Source organism: Desulfosporosinus cupriresistens (assembly GCF_001707885.1).
GTDB lineage: Bacteria > Bacillota > Desulfitobacteriia > Desulfitobacteriales > Desulfitobacteriaceae > Desulfosporosinus.
The window spans coordinates 31,085-45,604 of the sequence record NZ_MASS01000012.1; the positions used below are offsets into that span (position 1 = coordinate 31,085).

Sequence of the window (14,520 nt, forward strand, 5' to 3'; positions counted from 1 at the left end):
AACCTTCTTGCAGGATGGCGAGAAGGGACCCTTCAAATAGTATGAAAAGCTTACTAAATAAAAAAAATAAGGGCACGTTGCATCGTACCCTTACTCTTTAACAAAGTCCCTCATCCTCGTCAGACTCCGTTTGTAATTGATCCTTCATTTCGCAAATGTCCTTAACTATTTAATAACTTGTTTCCAGGCGTCCAAGATCTCCGAATCTGCGCAATCCCTGGAAATAACTGCTTGCCCAATCCCTTGAGGGAGAATTAGAATTTTCCGTCCCCCCTGGTTTTTCTTATCTGCTTGCATAAGTTGCAACAAAACCTGTGGGTCTTGGTCTTTAATCTCAGTCGGCAAACCAAAGGTGTTTAACAAATGTTTGATTCGCTCAACCTCTTGCGTGGTTATGAGCCCTTTGGCGTTCGCCAGATACGCGGCAGCTACCAGGCCAATGCTGACCCCTTGCCCATGGGTCACTCCATGATAGTTCATCACTGTTTCTAAAGCATGCCCAAAACTATGTCCTAGATTCAGTAAGGCACGTAACCCCTGTTCTCGTTCATCCTGGGAAACAATTCTCACTTTGACCGTTGACGACCGAGTCACCATTTCACGCCAGATCATTGTATCCCGTTGCTTAATGCCCTCTTGCTGAGTTTCAAAAAAATCGAGGAGACTCACATCGGCAATTAAGGCATGCTTTATACTTTCAGCTAAACCGTTTTCAACTTCTTCCCACGGCAAACTTTCTAACGTCGTAAAATCTGTCCAAACCGCAAGCGGAGGATAAAAGGCACCAATAATATTCTTTCCAGCTGGATGATTCACTGCAACTTTCCCACCAATGCTACTGTCCACTTGAGCTAATAACGTGGTAGGGACTTGGATCAAACGAATCCCACGCATGAAGACACTGGCAAAAAACCCAGACAAATCCCCAATAACACCACCTCCCATTGCAATTACAAGGGAATGGCGGTCTGCTCCGCAGCGCAGAGCTGCTGTCGTGAGCTGACTTAAGCGCTCCAATGACTTTTCTGTTTCTCCAGCAGGGACTGTCAATAAATTCACCCGATAGTCAAGCAGTCCTTTCTTAAGCCGTTCGGCGTAAAGATCTGCGATTGCCTGATTGGTAATAATCAGAATATGCTCCACATCTTTAAGATGAGCCTGGACGTATTTTCCTAACTCTTCAAGCTGTGCACCTAACAATACTGGGTACGGTCTCCCCGCCGTTACTTCAATCTTTTGCAACTCCGCTAAACTCATTATTATTCCGCCTCCCCAGCCGTGCCAAAATCTCGTTTACCACTTCGTCTATACTTTTTTCAGTCGTGTCAACTGTGAAATCAGCTTGCGCGTAACATTCCTGGCGTTCAGACCATAATTTCTCAATCGCTTCTTTGGAGCCCTTGAGCAGCGGCCGGTCATTTTTATGTCCAATTCGGCTGATAATCGCTTCAAGCGAGGCATGAAGAGCGATCACAATCCCATTCTGGGCTAAAGCTTCCCAGTTAAGCGGGTTTAACACGGTCCCTCCGCCCGTTGCGATCACGATTTGCTCCTGCTGACTAAGCCGTGCAACCACTATTCTTTCCTCTGAACGAAAACGAGTCTCCCCATGACGTCGGAAAATCTCAGTCACACTCAAGTTTGTAACTTCTCCAATTTCACAGTCTGTATCGACAAAGTCCCAAGCCAGCGACTGAGCCAGGCGCTTACCAACTGTACTTTTGCCTGTTCCCATAAATCCAATGAGAACTATGTTTCGCATGGAGATCACCTCTCTATGTTAAAGTCTTAAATACGCTCGATAAGCTTCCCAAGCTGTTTGTAATTCTATAAAACTATCCGCAGGGAATTTCTCAAGCACTGCTTCAGCGATCACCCAAGCCACCACATGTTCTAAAACAACTAAGGCGGCTGGTACTGCACAAACATCGGAACGCTCTACACTTGCCTTAACCACCTCTTTAGTTGCTAGATGCACTGTGTCTAGTGGTTGGTACAGCGTAGGAATGGGTTTCATGACCGCTTGAAGGACTATGGATTCTCCGTTACTCATGCCCCCTTCGATCCCTCCGGCATGATTAGAACCTCTTTTAAAGCCTTGACCCTGACTATAATGGATCGGATCATGAACCAACGATCCCATTCGTTCGCCCGCTTCAAACCCTAAGCCAAAGGAGACTCCTTTAATCGCTTGCACCGAAAGAACCGCTTGAGCTAGTTTTCCATCTAACTTACGATCCCACTGCACATGAGATCCTAAGCCTGCAGGAACACTAAGAACTTGCACTTCTAATAGTCCCCCAAGGGATTCACCTTGCTCCCGAGCTGAGATGAGTCGTTCTCCCATTTGTTGTTCAGCAATAGGATCCCCTACAGACCACTCCGATTGTTTTACACGTTGCCAATAGTCTTCTCCGTCCGTATATTCCGCATGGACACCACCTACCGCGCGGACATGCCCTTTAATCTCCACCCCTAGGGCAGACAACCCTTGTCTAACAATACTGCCGATCGCGACTCGCATAGCCGTTTCTCGGGCACTTGCTCGTTCGAGGATATTCCGGACTTCAGTACGATATTTAAGAGCCCCAGTTAAGTCAGCATGCCCTGGACGAGGTGTCATTACTTTACGACTCTCTAAATCAGCCTCTTCTCCCGAAGCCATGATTTTTTCCCAGTTTTCCCAATCACGATTAACAATTTCCAAGGCAACCGGAGCTCCCGTACTTAACCCTGCCCTTACTCCAGAAATAAGCTGAACCTCATCTTGTTCTATGGCCATTCGACCGCCGCGCCCAGGACCTTGTTGACGCTGTCTCAAGGCCTTATCAATACTCTCTTTGGAAATCTTCATTCCTGAAGGAAGACCTTCAATAATGCCCACTAATTTCTGACCGTGTGATTCCCCTGCCGTCAAAAAACGCACTTTTTGTCCCTTCTCTCTGACCCATAGTAATTTAAGAAATGAAATATAAATTATTGCAGTCAACTTATCAAGAGATTTTTAAAAGAAATAGTCTAATATTTAACCTTTTGAAGCTTACTTTTCTCTAATACGCATTCCCACTGGGGCAACAACAACGCTCTTGAGCTCACCCGCTGAATTCTTTAAAGCGATGGTTGTGCCCACACTTCGCCCTGAAGCATTAAAAGTTAAATTACCCGGTTTATCCGCGAACTGGATCCCATCCTTTAAATGAATATCTTTTACCCTGTGTGCCTTGACAGAAAACCTGATAATGATGATCCCCTTTCTGAGGATAAAATTTGATCTCATACCAACAATTCTCCGCCAAAGCGGCCTGCCGGGCATCTCGAATTTCCTCCAGTAATTGAGTAGCTGCAAAAGCAAGGTTTTCCTTCTCAAAGTGGATAGGAAGCTTAATGAGGAGCACAAAACCTGCACCAGACAAAAGAATCAACACCAACAATATTTCCAGGAGAGTAAATCCTCTCTCTTCATCTCTTGCCTCGCTCATGTCTCTCTTCCTTTTCACCTATGCTTTAGATGACATCCTCGGTGAGAGTTGTTCTTGCAAGGCTTTGCGCATCGCCTCGACAGGAGCTTGTCCACCGAGCCAGAACTCCCATGCCAATGCCCCTTGGTAAAGAAGCATACCCAGTCCATTAAGCGTATGACACCCCTGTTGCTTCGCTTCTTGTAGAAAAGATGTTTCCCAGGGGTTAAAGATTATATCGACGACGAGCGCTTGCTCAGAAATCCCTTGCACTGAAAACGGAAACGGTTCACCGTGTAATCCCGCCGAGGTTGTCTGCACCAAAAGGTCGACATCCCAAAGCCACTCTCCCGGAGCAAACACTCCCGAAGTGGCCGTTCCTCCCTCTCGTTGGATCACTTGAACAAGAGCCTCCGCCTTATCCGTCGTTCGATTAAGAATATGCAAGTGCATCCCCTGCTCAGCCAGTGCTATGGCGATCCCTTTGGAGGCTCCACCCGCTCCAAGAAGGACGGCTTTTTTTCCTTTAAATCCGTTGAGTCCTCCCTCTATCGAACGAACAAACCCATCACCATCTGTATTATGACCAATTTTCTGTCCTTCATGGATTTTCACAGTATTAACTGCACCAGCGCGCCTAGCTTGGGGCGTAAGAGTATCGAGGAGAGAAATAATATTTTCCTTATGCGGAAGAGTCACGTTCCAACCAGAAAAGCCCAATGCCCAAAGGCCGTCTACCGCCTCAATTAAACGGTCAGGCTCTACATGAAATCGTTGGTACTCTATGTCTAGCCCTAATGCTTGATACCCTGCATTATGCATCGCAGGAGAGAGCGAATGCTCGATTGGATGCCCAATAACGGCATAATGTTTCTCCATTTTGTAACATTCCTTTACATGTTCGTCCGCTGGCCCACGAAAACACTGTTTTCGCACGGATTACCCTTCTAACAGACACTGTCTTCGCACGTATTAACCTTCTTGCAGGATGGCAAGGCGCCGTGATGGCGAGAAGGGACTTCCGACTTTTTTAGAATAGAGAAAAAGGAATGGCAGGCCATTCCCTTAAAGCTTAATGTATTTTTGGGCTAAAGGGTTTTGCCGGAGCAAACCGCTTCATCAGCCAAACAAGTAACTTCTCCATTTGGCGCAAAATACGGGTTCCTATAAACTCATTTTCATTAATCGGGGTGACTAAAATCGTATAGAGACCAAGTCTATTTCCACCCAGGATATCTGTAAACAACTGATCTCCAATGACAGCAGTATCCTTGTGCCCTGTTCCCAAACGATTCATTCCTGCTCGAAACGCCCTGCCTCGTGGCTTAGTCGCTCGAAAAACAAAAGGAATTCCTAATCGTTCAGCAACAACGGCTACACGCTGGCGCTTTTTATTGTTTGACACAACACACGCACGAATTCCAGCGGTCTTAACTTTGATAAACCACTCTGCCACTTTAGGACCCACTTCGACAGCATTCCATGGGGTCATAGTATTATCCAAATCGATAATGAGCCCTCTGATCCCGTCCTGAACAAGTTGTTCAACCGAAATAAGATCTAGTGAAGGCGCTTGAAGTGTCGGTCGAAAATACTCAAACATTGAACCCTCCAAAGTGCAGAACTTTTCATAATTATACCTTAGAGGACACCATTAGAGCAAGTAACGCACTTACTTATTTGAATTAATCTTCCCCATCTCTTCCATCAATTTTTGAATTGCTTTCTTCTCAATACGCGAAACATAGGATCTTGAAATCTCCAAAGCCTTTGCGATTTCCCGTTGAGTTCGCTTCGGACTGTTCATCAAGCCATAACGTAACTGGAGAACTAATTTTTCTCTCCGATTTAATTTTTTTACAAGTTCGAGCAAAGCCTTTTGCTCAGACTCGTTTTCAACTTTTATAGAGATATCCTCTTCGTTCGAACCAAGTACATCGATGAGTGAAATCTCATTGCCTTCTTTGTCCATCCCAATTGGATCGTATATCGAAACTTCTCCCCTTGATTTTTTTAATGACCGTAAATGCATCAGAATCTCATTTTCAATACAGCGCGCTGCATAGGTAGCCAGCTTAGTTCCTTTATTGGGATCAAATGTATTGATCCCTTTGATTAAACCAATCGTACCGATGGAGATTAAATCGTCGCCGTCTTCTCCAGTTCCGTCGAATTTCTTTACGAGATGGGCCACCAAACGCAAATTATGCTCTACTAAGGTATTGCGCGCTTGCTCGACCTCACGGGTAAGGGTAAATGGTTCTGTTTTACTTTCGCTAAGGATTCTCAAGTAACGAGCTTCATCTTGCTCACTCAAAGGCTGGGGAAAGGCATTGTTGTTAATATACGAGACCAGTAATGAAACTCCCTTAAGAACAGAGAGTGCAATACTAACAAAAAATAGTTCTGTAAACATTATCTCAACTCCTTTCGCACCGTGTTGTATGTTCTAATAACTATGCTGAAAAGAAGGAGATTTTGCTTATCCACATAAATTTTAAAAATCCGCTCTCCCATATTTTATGAAAGGCGGATTCTAGATTGCTCTATAATACTGATTTAAGAACAAATGGCGCTATCACTAAAAGCATTCCAATGATCACAGAAGTAACCAAATATCATATCTACAACTCTTTTCTAAGTTATTAGATTTTAAGCGTATACTTCCAGTTGAAGTTCAATGTTCACTACATTGTAAAAATTCTATCTCCAATGGCATATTCTCTATGGCTTTCTTCAACTCCGGCCAACAATCCTTCGTCGTTTGGAGCATTACTTCTCCTAACTCTTTGTTCGTTGTCGTTACAATGCCTAGATGCCCTAAACCCTCAACAAGTTTACATAATATTTGAATTTCCGAACGGTTTATGTGTGCTTTAATGATAAGATCAGTATTGGTATGCTTAGAGTTCACTTGAGGGTCGTTATGTACTTCTAGATTGTTCATCAGCTATTCTCCCTCATATTAAAATTTTCAAAGTTCAAGCAGATAGAATCAAAAAGAGTTCTTTCATTAAAATAGATAATTAAGCAAAAGGATAAATAAATAGATAGATTAATCAAATGAACTCTATCTCGAACGGCATATTTTCTATGGCTTCCTTCAAATCCGGCCAACATTGTTTCGTCGTTTGAATCATAACTTCTCCCAATGCTTTATTCGTCGTCGTTACTATGCCGAGATGGCCTAAACCTTCGACCAGCTTATCTAACATCTGCATTTCTACTCGTTCTAAGCGGGCTTTAACAATAACACCTGCTTCCGCAAACTCAGAACTTACTTGTTCTAAGGGATTCATTTCATCGTCCCCTTAATCAACTTATTTTTTCTCTCTTTTCGCCCTTCGAAGAATACTATACTGTTGTATCTCCTTCGGTACTGTCATTCTGATCTTTTGTTGGGCATGGCGAGCCACTTCTATTGGTGTCCCTTCAATATCCCACATTTCCTTAATCTCGAAAGACCAAGAGACGCCATGCGGAGTTAAAACTTCTAAAATTTCGCCTAACTTAAAATGGTTCCTTTGCTCAATCCAGACTGAATTTTCATCCGACAAAATTGGAAGAGTTTCAATCTCTTCATTACTTAATGTCACCCCAACAAAATCATAATCCCGAACATAATGCGAAGTCTCCAAGTTATGCGACTTAGCTCCTGGTTTACCAAACAAAAATCCTGCAGAGTAGTCTCGATGACTTACTTTATCCATCTCTTCCAGCCACCCCGGCAGCTTAGCTTGAAAAACTTCCTCCCCTTCTTCCCACAACGTATCAATTGCCTCTCGATAAACCTTTACTGTACTCGCAACATATTGAACGCTCTTCATCCGTCCTTCGATCTTAAAACTGTCAATATTGATCGGTTTTAACAAAGGCAGGTACGGCAAAAGACATAAGTCATGAGAGTTAAAGACGTAAGTGCCACGTTCATCTTCCTCGATCGGAAAAACAACTCCTGGTCGTTTTTCTTCCACCAAGGCGTATCCCCAACGACAAGGCTGCGTACATTCACCCCGATTGGCATCCCTACCTGTCAAATAGTTACTCAGTAAACACCGGCCAGAATAGGACATACACATCGCTCCATGGATAAAGATCTCTAACCCGCCCACCACTTTGGCACGCATTTCCCTTAGCTCCTCAAGCGTCAGTTCGCGCGCAAGCACAACTCGTTCGATCCCTTGCTTCAACCAAAATCGTACAGAATACGAATTCGTGTTATTCGCTTGAGTGCTTAAATGTAGCGGCAGATGAGGAGCAACTTCTTGAGCTATCCCAATAACTCCTGGATCAGAGACTATAGCGCCGTCTACGCCGAGTGCTTCTAATTGCTTTAGATAAGCTGGAAGTTCCTCAAAATCCGTTTCATGAGCAAAAATATTCACAGTGACATAAATCTTTTTCCCCAGCTCATGCGTCCAACGAACGGCTTTCTCCATTTCATCCGAGCCGAAATTTCCGGCGTAAGCTCGCAACCCAAAAGCTTGACCACCCATATAAATCGCATCTGCACCATAAGCCAGCGCATATGTTAATTTTTCCCAGTCCCCTGCAGGAGCCAGTAACTCAGGTTTCTTCATAAAAATACCCCTAACTTTTTAACTTCATACTATCCTTATATCAAACATATACAATTATGCTGCACAACCGTAAATCATCGCTTATAACACAACCCAATCTTCACTATTAGAGTCCCAAGTTTCAACTCTCCCTCATATACTATACCCTAAAAACAAGTGCTTGTCCTCTTTCTTCCAAGGGCGTGCTTGTTCTAATTCGGAATTAATCTCAAGAAATTTTCCCGTATAATGTGACGTTCAGCGCGCAGCGACGGAGTTTCGGATGAATGTGCAAAACCATCTCGCTCCAACGACCCGTGATTTTAACAAATTACCCCTTGACGTCCAGCCTCTGCCATATTACAATACAGGAAAATATTACAAGACAATGATGAGAAATAGTAAGTCTTTGCGGAATGTTTAAGCGAGTCAGAGAAGGTGAAAGTCTGATACACTTCCCGTAGATCGAATGGATCTCAGAGTCGTAATCCGAACGCTTTAGAGTCAGTAGGTGCTACCGGGGGTTTCCCGTTACAGAAACACGGATATCGAGAGGTCGACTCTCCGCATCTGCTTATAATTATGCATGAGAATACACTCCTACTCCGTATCTAAGCTTGAAGTATAGGATTCTACTTTGTGGATCTGTACAAAAAAGGTGGCATAATGGAAATTAACTTTCCGTCCTTTCTAAGGGCGGAAAGTTTTTTTATTTTTAAAACATTATAAAACTGGAGGAATCTTATTATGGAAAAAGGTTATTTTGGTGAATATGGCGGAAGTTTTGTCCCACCTCAATTACAAAATGCACTAGATCAATTGGATGATGCCTTCGAAAAGTATAAGGATGATCCTGCTTTCAATGAGGAACTTGACTATTATCTTCGCCAATATGTTGGGCGCCCAAACCCCCTCTACTATGCCGAAAAACTTTCTAAACAATTAGGGGGCGCAAAGATCTACCTTAAACGTGAAGATCTAAATCATACTGGCGCACATAAGATCAACAATGTCCTTGGGCAAGCCCTGCTTGCCAAGCGTATGGGGGTCAAACGGGTAATCGCCGAAACAGGAGCCGGTCAACACGGCGTAGCTACTGCAACGGCCTGTGCGCTCTTTGACATGGAATGTGTTATTTATATGGGAGAAGAAGATACTAAGCGCCAATCCCTAAATGTTTTCCGCATGGAACTGTTAGGAGCTAAAGTAATCTCCGTCACATCCGGAACACGCACGCTTAAAGATGCCGTGGATGCAGCTCTTGGAGACTTCGCCACCAACTTCGAAAACACATTTTATATGCTGGGGTCTGCTGTCGGTCCTCATCCCTTCCCAACACTGGTCAAACACTTCCAGGCAATCATATCTCGAGAAGCACGTCAACAAATACTGGAAGCTGAAGGTAAACTCCCCGATGCAGTCATGGCCTGCGTCGGTGGCGGAAGCAATGCTATTGGTATGTTTGCTAACTTTATCCCTGACTCGAGTGTTAAACTTATTGGAGTTGAACCAGCGGGTTTAGGTTTAGAAACAGGAAAACATGCCGCTCCCCTCACAGCCGGCGCACCTGGAATCGTACACGGCTTCAAATGTTACGTCATGGCGGATGAAAAAGGCGAGCCCCTCGCCACTCATTCTATTTCAGCAGGCTTAGACTATCCCGGTGTTGGACCCGAGCACAGCTACTTGAAAGATATCGGTCGTGCTGAATATGTAAGCGTAACTGATGAAGAATCCCTTGCAGCATTCCACAAGCTCTCTGAATGTGAAGGCATCATCCCAGCACTGGAAAGCGCCCACGCTGTCGCCTATGCGCTTAAACTTGCTCCTAGTATGACTTCAGACCAAATCCTCATTGTCAATCTTTCCGGCCGCGGGGACAAAGACGTTCAACAAATTCAAGAGATGTCTAAATAACCCCAATATTGGTCCCTATTCCTGCAATGCAAAACCATCTCCAAAGACCCCATACCTAGCCCCTATTCCCCAAAGCAGAGATGGATTTTGCAAAGTGAATCCCGTCAAACGGAGTTGCGTCCAGTGCACAGCAACGGAGTTTCGGGTGAACGTGCAAAATCCATCTTGCTTAAATTCTCACTGATAAAGTTTTATATTTCTCAAATGTTCAGCATACGTCTTAGCAAATGCATGATAACCATCTTTTTTGGCCACATAGTATAGAAAATCCGTTTGGGCCGGATGCAATACCGCTTGCAAGGAGGCCTCTCCAGGATTGGCAATCGGCCCCGGCGGTAGCCCTTGGTGAAGATAGGTATTATACGGTGAAGGAATCTGAAGGTCCTTGTTATAAAGTTTCGGCTTTGGGGTACCCAGTATAAATTGGATAGTGGCATCCACTTGAAGGGGTTGGTTAATCTTTAATCGATTCATTAGCACTGACGCAATTAGAGGACGATCCGTTGCTTTAACCGCCTCTTTTTCAATCAAAGAGCCTAAGGTAACCCAGTCAGAAATTGAGAGCTTCATTGAAACAAGTTGCTTCTGTACCTCTGGCGTTAGTTCCTTGGCAAACTGTTGAAGAAATATATCAATTACAACATGTGGTTTTGATTTCAAATTGATATAATAGGTGTCCGGAAATAAATACCCTTCTAAGCGGTGAATCCCTTTGGGGGCACCCTGTAAAAAGGGATAAGGAAACGTATCGTCTGTAATAACCTTCGTAAATTCTTCTTGACTCCCAATCCCCTTTTGGACTAAAAGTGAGATAATTTGCTCAGTATTGTACCCTTCTGGAATAGTCACATGACTAATATCTGTGAGTTCGGGGCCATTAAGCAATTCATTAATTATTTCGTCAGGAGACATTGTTGGTGCCAATTTATAATTCCCAACATACAGCTTGAAATTAGCTTCTCGTGACTTTGCCAACCATTTAAACACCCAAGCACTGCGGATGAGATGACGTTGTTGCAATTCCCCTCCGAGTTGATCTGCTGTTGTTCCAGGAGCAATTGTGACCTTCTCACTATTACCTGTAAGAGCGTAAGGCTTTGTCGCCCATGACCACCACGACAAGAATCCAAAGCCCCCGACTAAGAGAACAAGAATAACACCCCTAAAGCTCTTCCACTGTCTTTTTTTTCTTTTTGGGGACATATTCCCACGCTCTCTTTCCACTAACTTTTCACGAACCCATTCTAACTTCCAACGCGCAGAATTCGATTAGCTGGGGCATACGAGTCGCGACCGAGGAACTGCTTGGTTTCGGTTCCACTAGCATCTCGAATGATCTTCCAGGTATTTACAACAATCCCCTTAGAACCGAATTGCTCCTGAACAGTACGACCTGCGGGTAGTTTAGAATCCAGTCGTCTTTCCGTCTTATAGGCTATTGTCTTCACTACCTGTCTTTCAATGCGTACGGATTTCTCCGTCTTCTTACCCCAGATCCGAAGGGTCAGAGCACCCGGTTTAACATCTGCCCGTATATATACCAATGAAGTGGTATCATTCTTAAATTTAAAATCAGTATTAGGATAGTTGACCGTTGCATCTTGACCGGCAGGCACATAACTTACAGCTACCTCATGGGGAGCCCTTTCCACAACTCCTAAATTACTTAGAAGCACAGCATTATAGAGGGTTGAGGAAACTTGGCATATACCTCCACCAGTACCTTTGACATATTCGCCGTTAATTATAATGTAAGCATCTTTATACCCAGTACTTGGTTCACGAGGACCAACTGTATCATTGAAGGAAAATGTCTCTCCTGGACGAAGGATTTTTCGATCAATAGCTTTAGCCGCAACAGTCAAATTTGCAGAACGATTTTTCTCATTAACTGAGAATTTAGTCGAGTACTCTCCAATAACGGTATCAAAAGCTAAGTTTTGTACAGTCTCAGCGGTAACTGCAGCGGGCACGTCTTTCATCGGAATATCTATCCGTTCCGGTACCTTAGATAGTGGTATCTTTTGAATATCGCTAATCAGTCGATCTAAGTCAACTGTCCGACCACTCTGCGCCGGAGTTATAACAACCTTGTCATTAGCGATCTTATAAGAGGCGTCTTTTGCAGGTCGGGTAAATTTTTTCAGTTTTTCGTCAAGTGCCTGACTTGCTTTCAATGAATCGACTTTAAGTACAGTCGGCAGAACTGTTCCGGGGGCAATCTGGGTCCCTTCTATTGTCTTCTGCGTATCCAAATCAATACCTATGTCTTTTAAGGTTATCGGAATCTCGATTTCATTGTACAACAGTACACGCGTTTCTTCCAGCTGGCCCTTTGCCCATTCCTCTATTTTTATTGGTGCATCAGAAACGGGCGTGCCACTTAAATCCAAACTTTCAATTTTTGTTCCCTCACGAATGATCTGATTTTTAGCTCCAACACCTGAATTCTCTGAAGTTTGAGTGGAAGGGTTATTAGGCTCAATCATGTGGTTAGTAGGGAAGCATCCTCCGATAAGCAATGTCGAAAAAAAAAGAGCTAGAGCTTTATAAAGAGCCAAAATCAATGTTTGTCTTATGTGCTTCATAACCAACACCTCCACTTTTGTCAACGTTAGTATCTCCGTAGAATTGCAGGTTTATTGTTGAATTTTTTCCCTTTTACTTCAATAAATAAGAAGAACTCGCTGAGATGATAATCTCAACGAGTTCTTCTTATTTTCCTATGTAGATGTCAGGATTATTCATCTTCGGATTCAACTAGGTTTTCCCAAGCATCCGCCACTTTTTCCCACTCTTCATCGTCTTCGATGTCAAGCAGCATTTCGCCACCTTCAGCATCTTTGCCTAGTTTAAGGATAATAGCCTCATCAGCTTCCTCATCTTCGGATTCATCCTCCGAAATAGGCATCAGGACAAAATATGTCGAGCCTTCAAGTTCCAAGGTATCAAGATGGAGAAATTCATGGTCTTTTCCCTCATCATCTGTTAGCACAACTGTGTCAAATTCCTCAGCGTCATGCTCATGGTCATGATCATGTTCAGTCATATAATTCACCTCTTATCAAAGATATGGTCATTGTACTATTGTAGGTAATGATTGTCAAATACTCACACCGGAATATTTTTGTTCTGCCTACGATCCAGATAACCCTGAAGAATAAAAACAGCTGCCATCTTATCAATCACGAGCTTCCGTTTCGAGCGCGACACATCCGCTTCCAGAAGGGTCCGCTGCGCTGCTACCGTGCTTAGACGCTCATCCCATAACTCCACTAGAAGCCCAAACTCCGAACGTAAAAGTTCAGCAAACTCAGAGGTTGCTTCACAACGCGGCCCCAGTGTTCCATTCATATTCTTCGGATAGCCTATGACGATCTCATTTACCTCATACTCACGGATGAGTTCACGCAACTCATCGATCTCCTTCTTCGAGCGCCTAATCGTCTTAACCCCCTGGGCCGTCCAAAAAAAAGCATCGCTCACCGCCACGCCAATCGTCTTCGACCCAAAATCCAATCCCATAATTCGCATAATATCCCCTCCCAGCCAACCTACCCCTAGTATAAGAAACGATTTAGTTATTATACGATCTTAAGGCAAAAATGCGAGCAAACTCTCCCACAATACCCACAAAGCACACACGCCTCAGTATCCACCACTGCCACCATGTCTTCAAGGTGCAATGCACCCTGCGGGCAGGCTTCCAAACAACGCCCACACCCTTGGCACCAATCAGCAATATAGAGTTTCCGCTCTCTATGTTTAACTTTTTCCTGCAAGTCTTGCGGAATAACCTTCTCTGCTAACAAAAGAAGGTTATAATCCACCTCTTCCCGGCTAGACATTCCTAAAGCCATGGCCTGTACACCTTTAATACTTCGAATAAAGGCCACAGCTTTTTCCGGATCATGGGTTAAATGCCCACCACCAAAAACCTTCATGGCATATATTCCAATTCCTAAATCTGCGGCAAACGAAATGGCCTCGAGCATATTGCTTAAATTCCCATCGATAATCCCTAACCCTTGGTAATTCAAGATTGGATGAATCACATCAAGACCCGGTTGGAGCGCTCCAGCCCGGACTCCGGCAACAGCATGCGTCGAAATGCCAATCCAGCGGACGATGCCCTTTTCCTTGGCCTTCAGAAGTTCTTCCCAAGCGCCTGAATGCCCTTTGAGGGTATGGGCGCTTTCTTGTTCATGAAGCAAAAAATAATCAAGTGTTTCTCTCTTGAGAGCAGTTCGCGCCTTTTCCAAGCTCTGGCGCATTTCTACGGCAGTGACGGAATATGATTTACTTATAATGCGCACGTCGGGATAACCCTTTGTCGCTGCAGCAATTTGCTCATAGTTATCATAAATTTCCGCAGTATCAATCCAATTTACCCCTCGCTCAAGGGCATGCTTCAGAACTAAAGTCCCTTCTTCTTCCGTTACACGTCCTTGTAGCGGGGATATGGCCAAGCTTCCGAAGCACACCTCCGAAACTTGCGGCCCCCATAAACCTAGTTTAACTTGGCGCATATCTACTCTCCTTTCGCCAGGTTCGAGGCATTATTCCTCGCGCCTCGCCTAAAGTCG

16 protein-coding genes are annotated in these 14,520 nt (G+C 44.1%); 1 reads left to right on the forward strand and 15 read right to left on the reverse strand.

Annotation, left to right across the window (positions count from 1 at the left end; genetic code table 11):
• Nucleotides 1-165 precede the first annotated feature (165 nt).
• The 10 genes from aroB to DSBG_RS06910 form a co-directional block, all read right to left on the reverse strand.
• Nucleotides 166-1,257, reverse strand: a complete 1,092-nt coding sequence (gene aroB, locus DSBG_RS06865) for a 3-dehydroquinate synthase (RefSeq protein WP_068963433.1) — start codon at nt 1,255-1,257, stop codon at nt 166-168.
• Nucleotides 1,229-1,762 (reverse strand): shikimate kinase, encoded by a 534-nt coding sequence (locus tag DSBG_RS06870; RefSeq protein WP_068963434.1) that lies wholly within the window; start codon nt 1,760-1,762, stop codon nt 1,229-1,231. Before DSBG_RS06870 ends, aroB begins: the two co-directional genes overlap by 29 nt.
• Before the next feature lie 18 nt (nt 1,763-1,780).
• Nucleotides 1,781-2,926: a chorismate synthase gene (gene aroC, locus DSBG_RS06875; RefSeq protein WP_068963435.1), complete on the reverse strand. Its 1,146-nt coding sequence runs from the start codon at nt 2,924-2,926 to the stop codon at nt 1,781-1,783.
• Between the two features lie 241 nt (nt 2,927-3,167).
• Nucleotides 3,168-3,479 (reverse strand): prepilin-type N-terminal cleavage/methylation domain-containing protein, encoded by a 312-nt coding sequence (locus DSBG_RS06880; protein WP_242877452.1) that lies wholly within the window; start codon nt 3,477-3,479, stop codon nt 3,168-3,170.
• A gap of 18 nt (nt 3,480-3,497) precedes the next feature.
• On the reverse strand, nt 3,498-4,337 hold the full coding sequence (aroE, locus tag DSBG_RS06885) for a shikimate dehydrogenase (protein ID WP_068963485.1): 840 nt from the start codon (nt 4,335-4,337) through the stop codon (nt 3,498-3,500).
• 193 nt (nt 4,338-4,530) lie between these two features.
• Nucleotides 4,531-5,061 carry a YqeG family HAD IIIA-type phosphatase gene (locus tag DSBG_RS06890; RefSeq protein ID WP_009616331.1) on the reverse strand — a complete coding sequence of 177 codons (531 nt, stop codon included), beginning with the start codon at nt 5,059-5,061 and terminating at the stop codon, nt 4,531-4,533.
• 69 nt (nt 5,062-5,130) lie between these two features.
• The gene (gene sigK / locus DSBG_RS06895; RefSeq protein ID WP_068963436.1) at nt 5,131-5,874 is read right to left on the reverse strand and encodes an RNA polymerase sporulation sigma factor SigK; all 744 of its coding nucleotides are present in this window, start codon (nt 5,872-5,874) and stop codon (nt 5,131-5,133) included.
• A 261-nt stretch (nt 5,875-6,135) separates the two neighbouring features.
• Nucleotides 6,136-6,405 carry a DUF4911 domain-containing protein gene (locus DSBG_RS06900; protein ID WP_068963437.1) on the reverse strand — a complete coding sequence of 90 codons (270 nt, stop codon included), beginning with the start codon at nt 6,403-6,405 and terminating at the stop codon, nt 6,136-6,138.
• A 112-nt stretch (nt 6,406-6,517) separates the two neighbouring features.
• Nucleotides 6,518-6,757 (reverse strand): DUF4911 domain-containing protein, encoded by a 240-nt coding sequence (locus DSBG_RS06905; RefSeq protein WP_068963438.1) that lies wholly within the window; start codon nt 6,755-6,757, stop codon nt 6,518-6,520.
• Between the two features lie 21 nt (nt 6,758-6,778).
• Nucleotides 6,779-8,038, reverse strand: a complete 1,260-nt coding sequence (locus DSBG_RS06910) for a peptidase U32 family protein (RefSeq protein ID WP_068963439.1) — start codon at nt 8,036-8,038, stop codon at nt 6,779-6,781.
• Nucleotides 8,039-8,764: 726 nt separating this feature from the next.
• Between DSBG_RS06910 and trpB the strand changes: the two genes are divergently transcribed.
• Nucleotides 8,765-9,934, forward strand: coding sequence for a tryptophan synthase subunit beta (gene trpB, locus DSBG_RS06915; RefSeq protein ID WP_068963440.1), 1,170 nt, complete (start codon nt 8,765-8,767; stop codon nt 9,932-9,934).
• 177 nt (nt 9,935-10,111) lie between these two features.
• On the opposite strand, the gene mltG is transcribed toward trpB, so the two are convergent.
• The 5 genes from mltG to DSBG_RS06940 form a co-directional block, all read right to left on the reverse strand.
• A complete protein-coding gene (mltG, locus tag DSBG_RS06920) occupies nt 10,112-11,158 on the reverse strand; it encodes an endolytic transglycosylase MltG (RefSeq protein WP_348980963.1) in 1,047 nt (348 codons plus the stop codon).
• Nucleotides 11,159-11,178: 20 nt separating this feature from the next.
• Complete coding sequence (locus DSBG_RS06925) at nt 11,179-12,522, reverse strand: VanW family protein (protein WP_068963442.1); 1,344 nt, start codon at nt 12,520-12,522, stop codon at nt 11,179-11,181.
• Between the two features lie 152 nt (nt 12,523-12,674).
• Nucleotides 12,675-12,983 carry a DUF1292 domain-containing protein gene (locus DSBG_RS06930; protein ID WP_068963443.1) on the reverse strand — a complete coding sequence of 103 codons (309 nt, stop codon included), beginning with the start codon at nt 12,981-12,983 and terminating at the stop codon, nt 12,675-12,677.
• A 62-nt stretch (nt 12,984-13,045) separates the two neighbouring features.
• Nucleotides 13,046-13,468, reverse strand: a complete 423-nt coding sequence (gene ruvX / locus DSBG_RS06935; protein WP_068963444.1) for a Holliday junction resolvase RuvX — start codon at nt 13,466-13,468, stop codon at nt 13,046-13,048.
• A gap of 50 nt (nt 13,469-13,518) precedes the next feature.
• A complete protein-coding gene (locus DSBG_RS06940; protein ID WP_068963445.1) occupies nt 13,519-14,463 on the reverse strand; it encodes an aldo/keto reductase in 945 nt (314 codons plus the stop codon).
• Nucleotides 14,464-14,520: the final 57 nt, after the last annotated feature.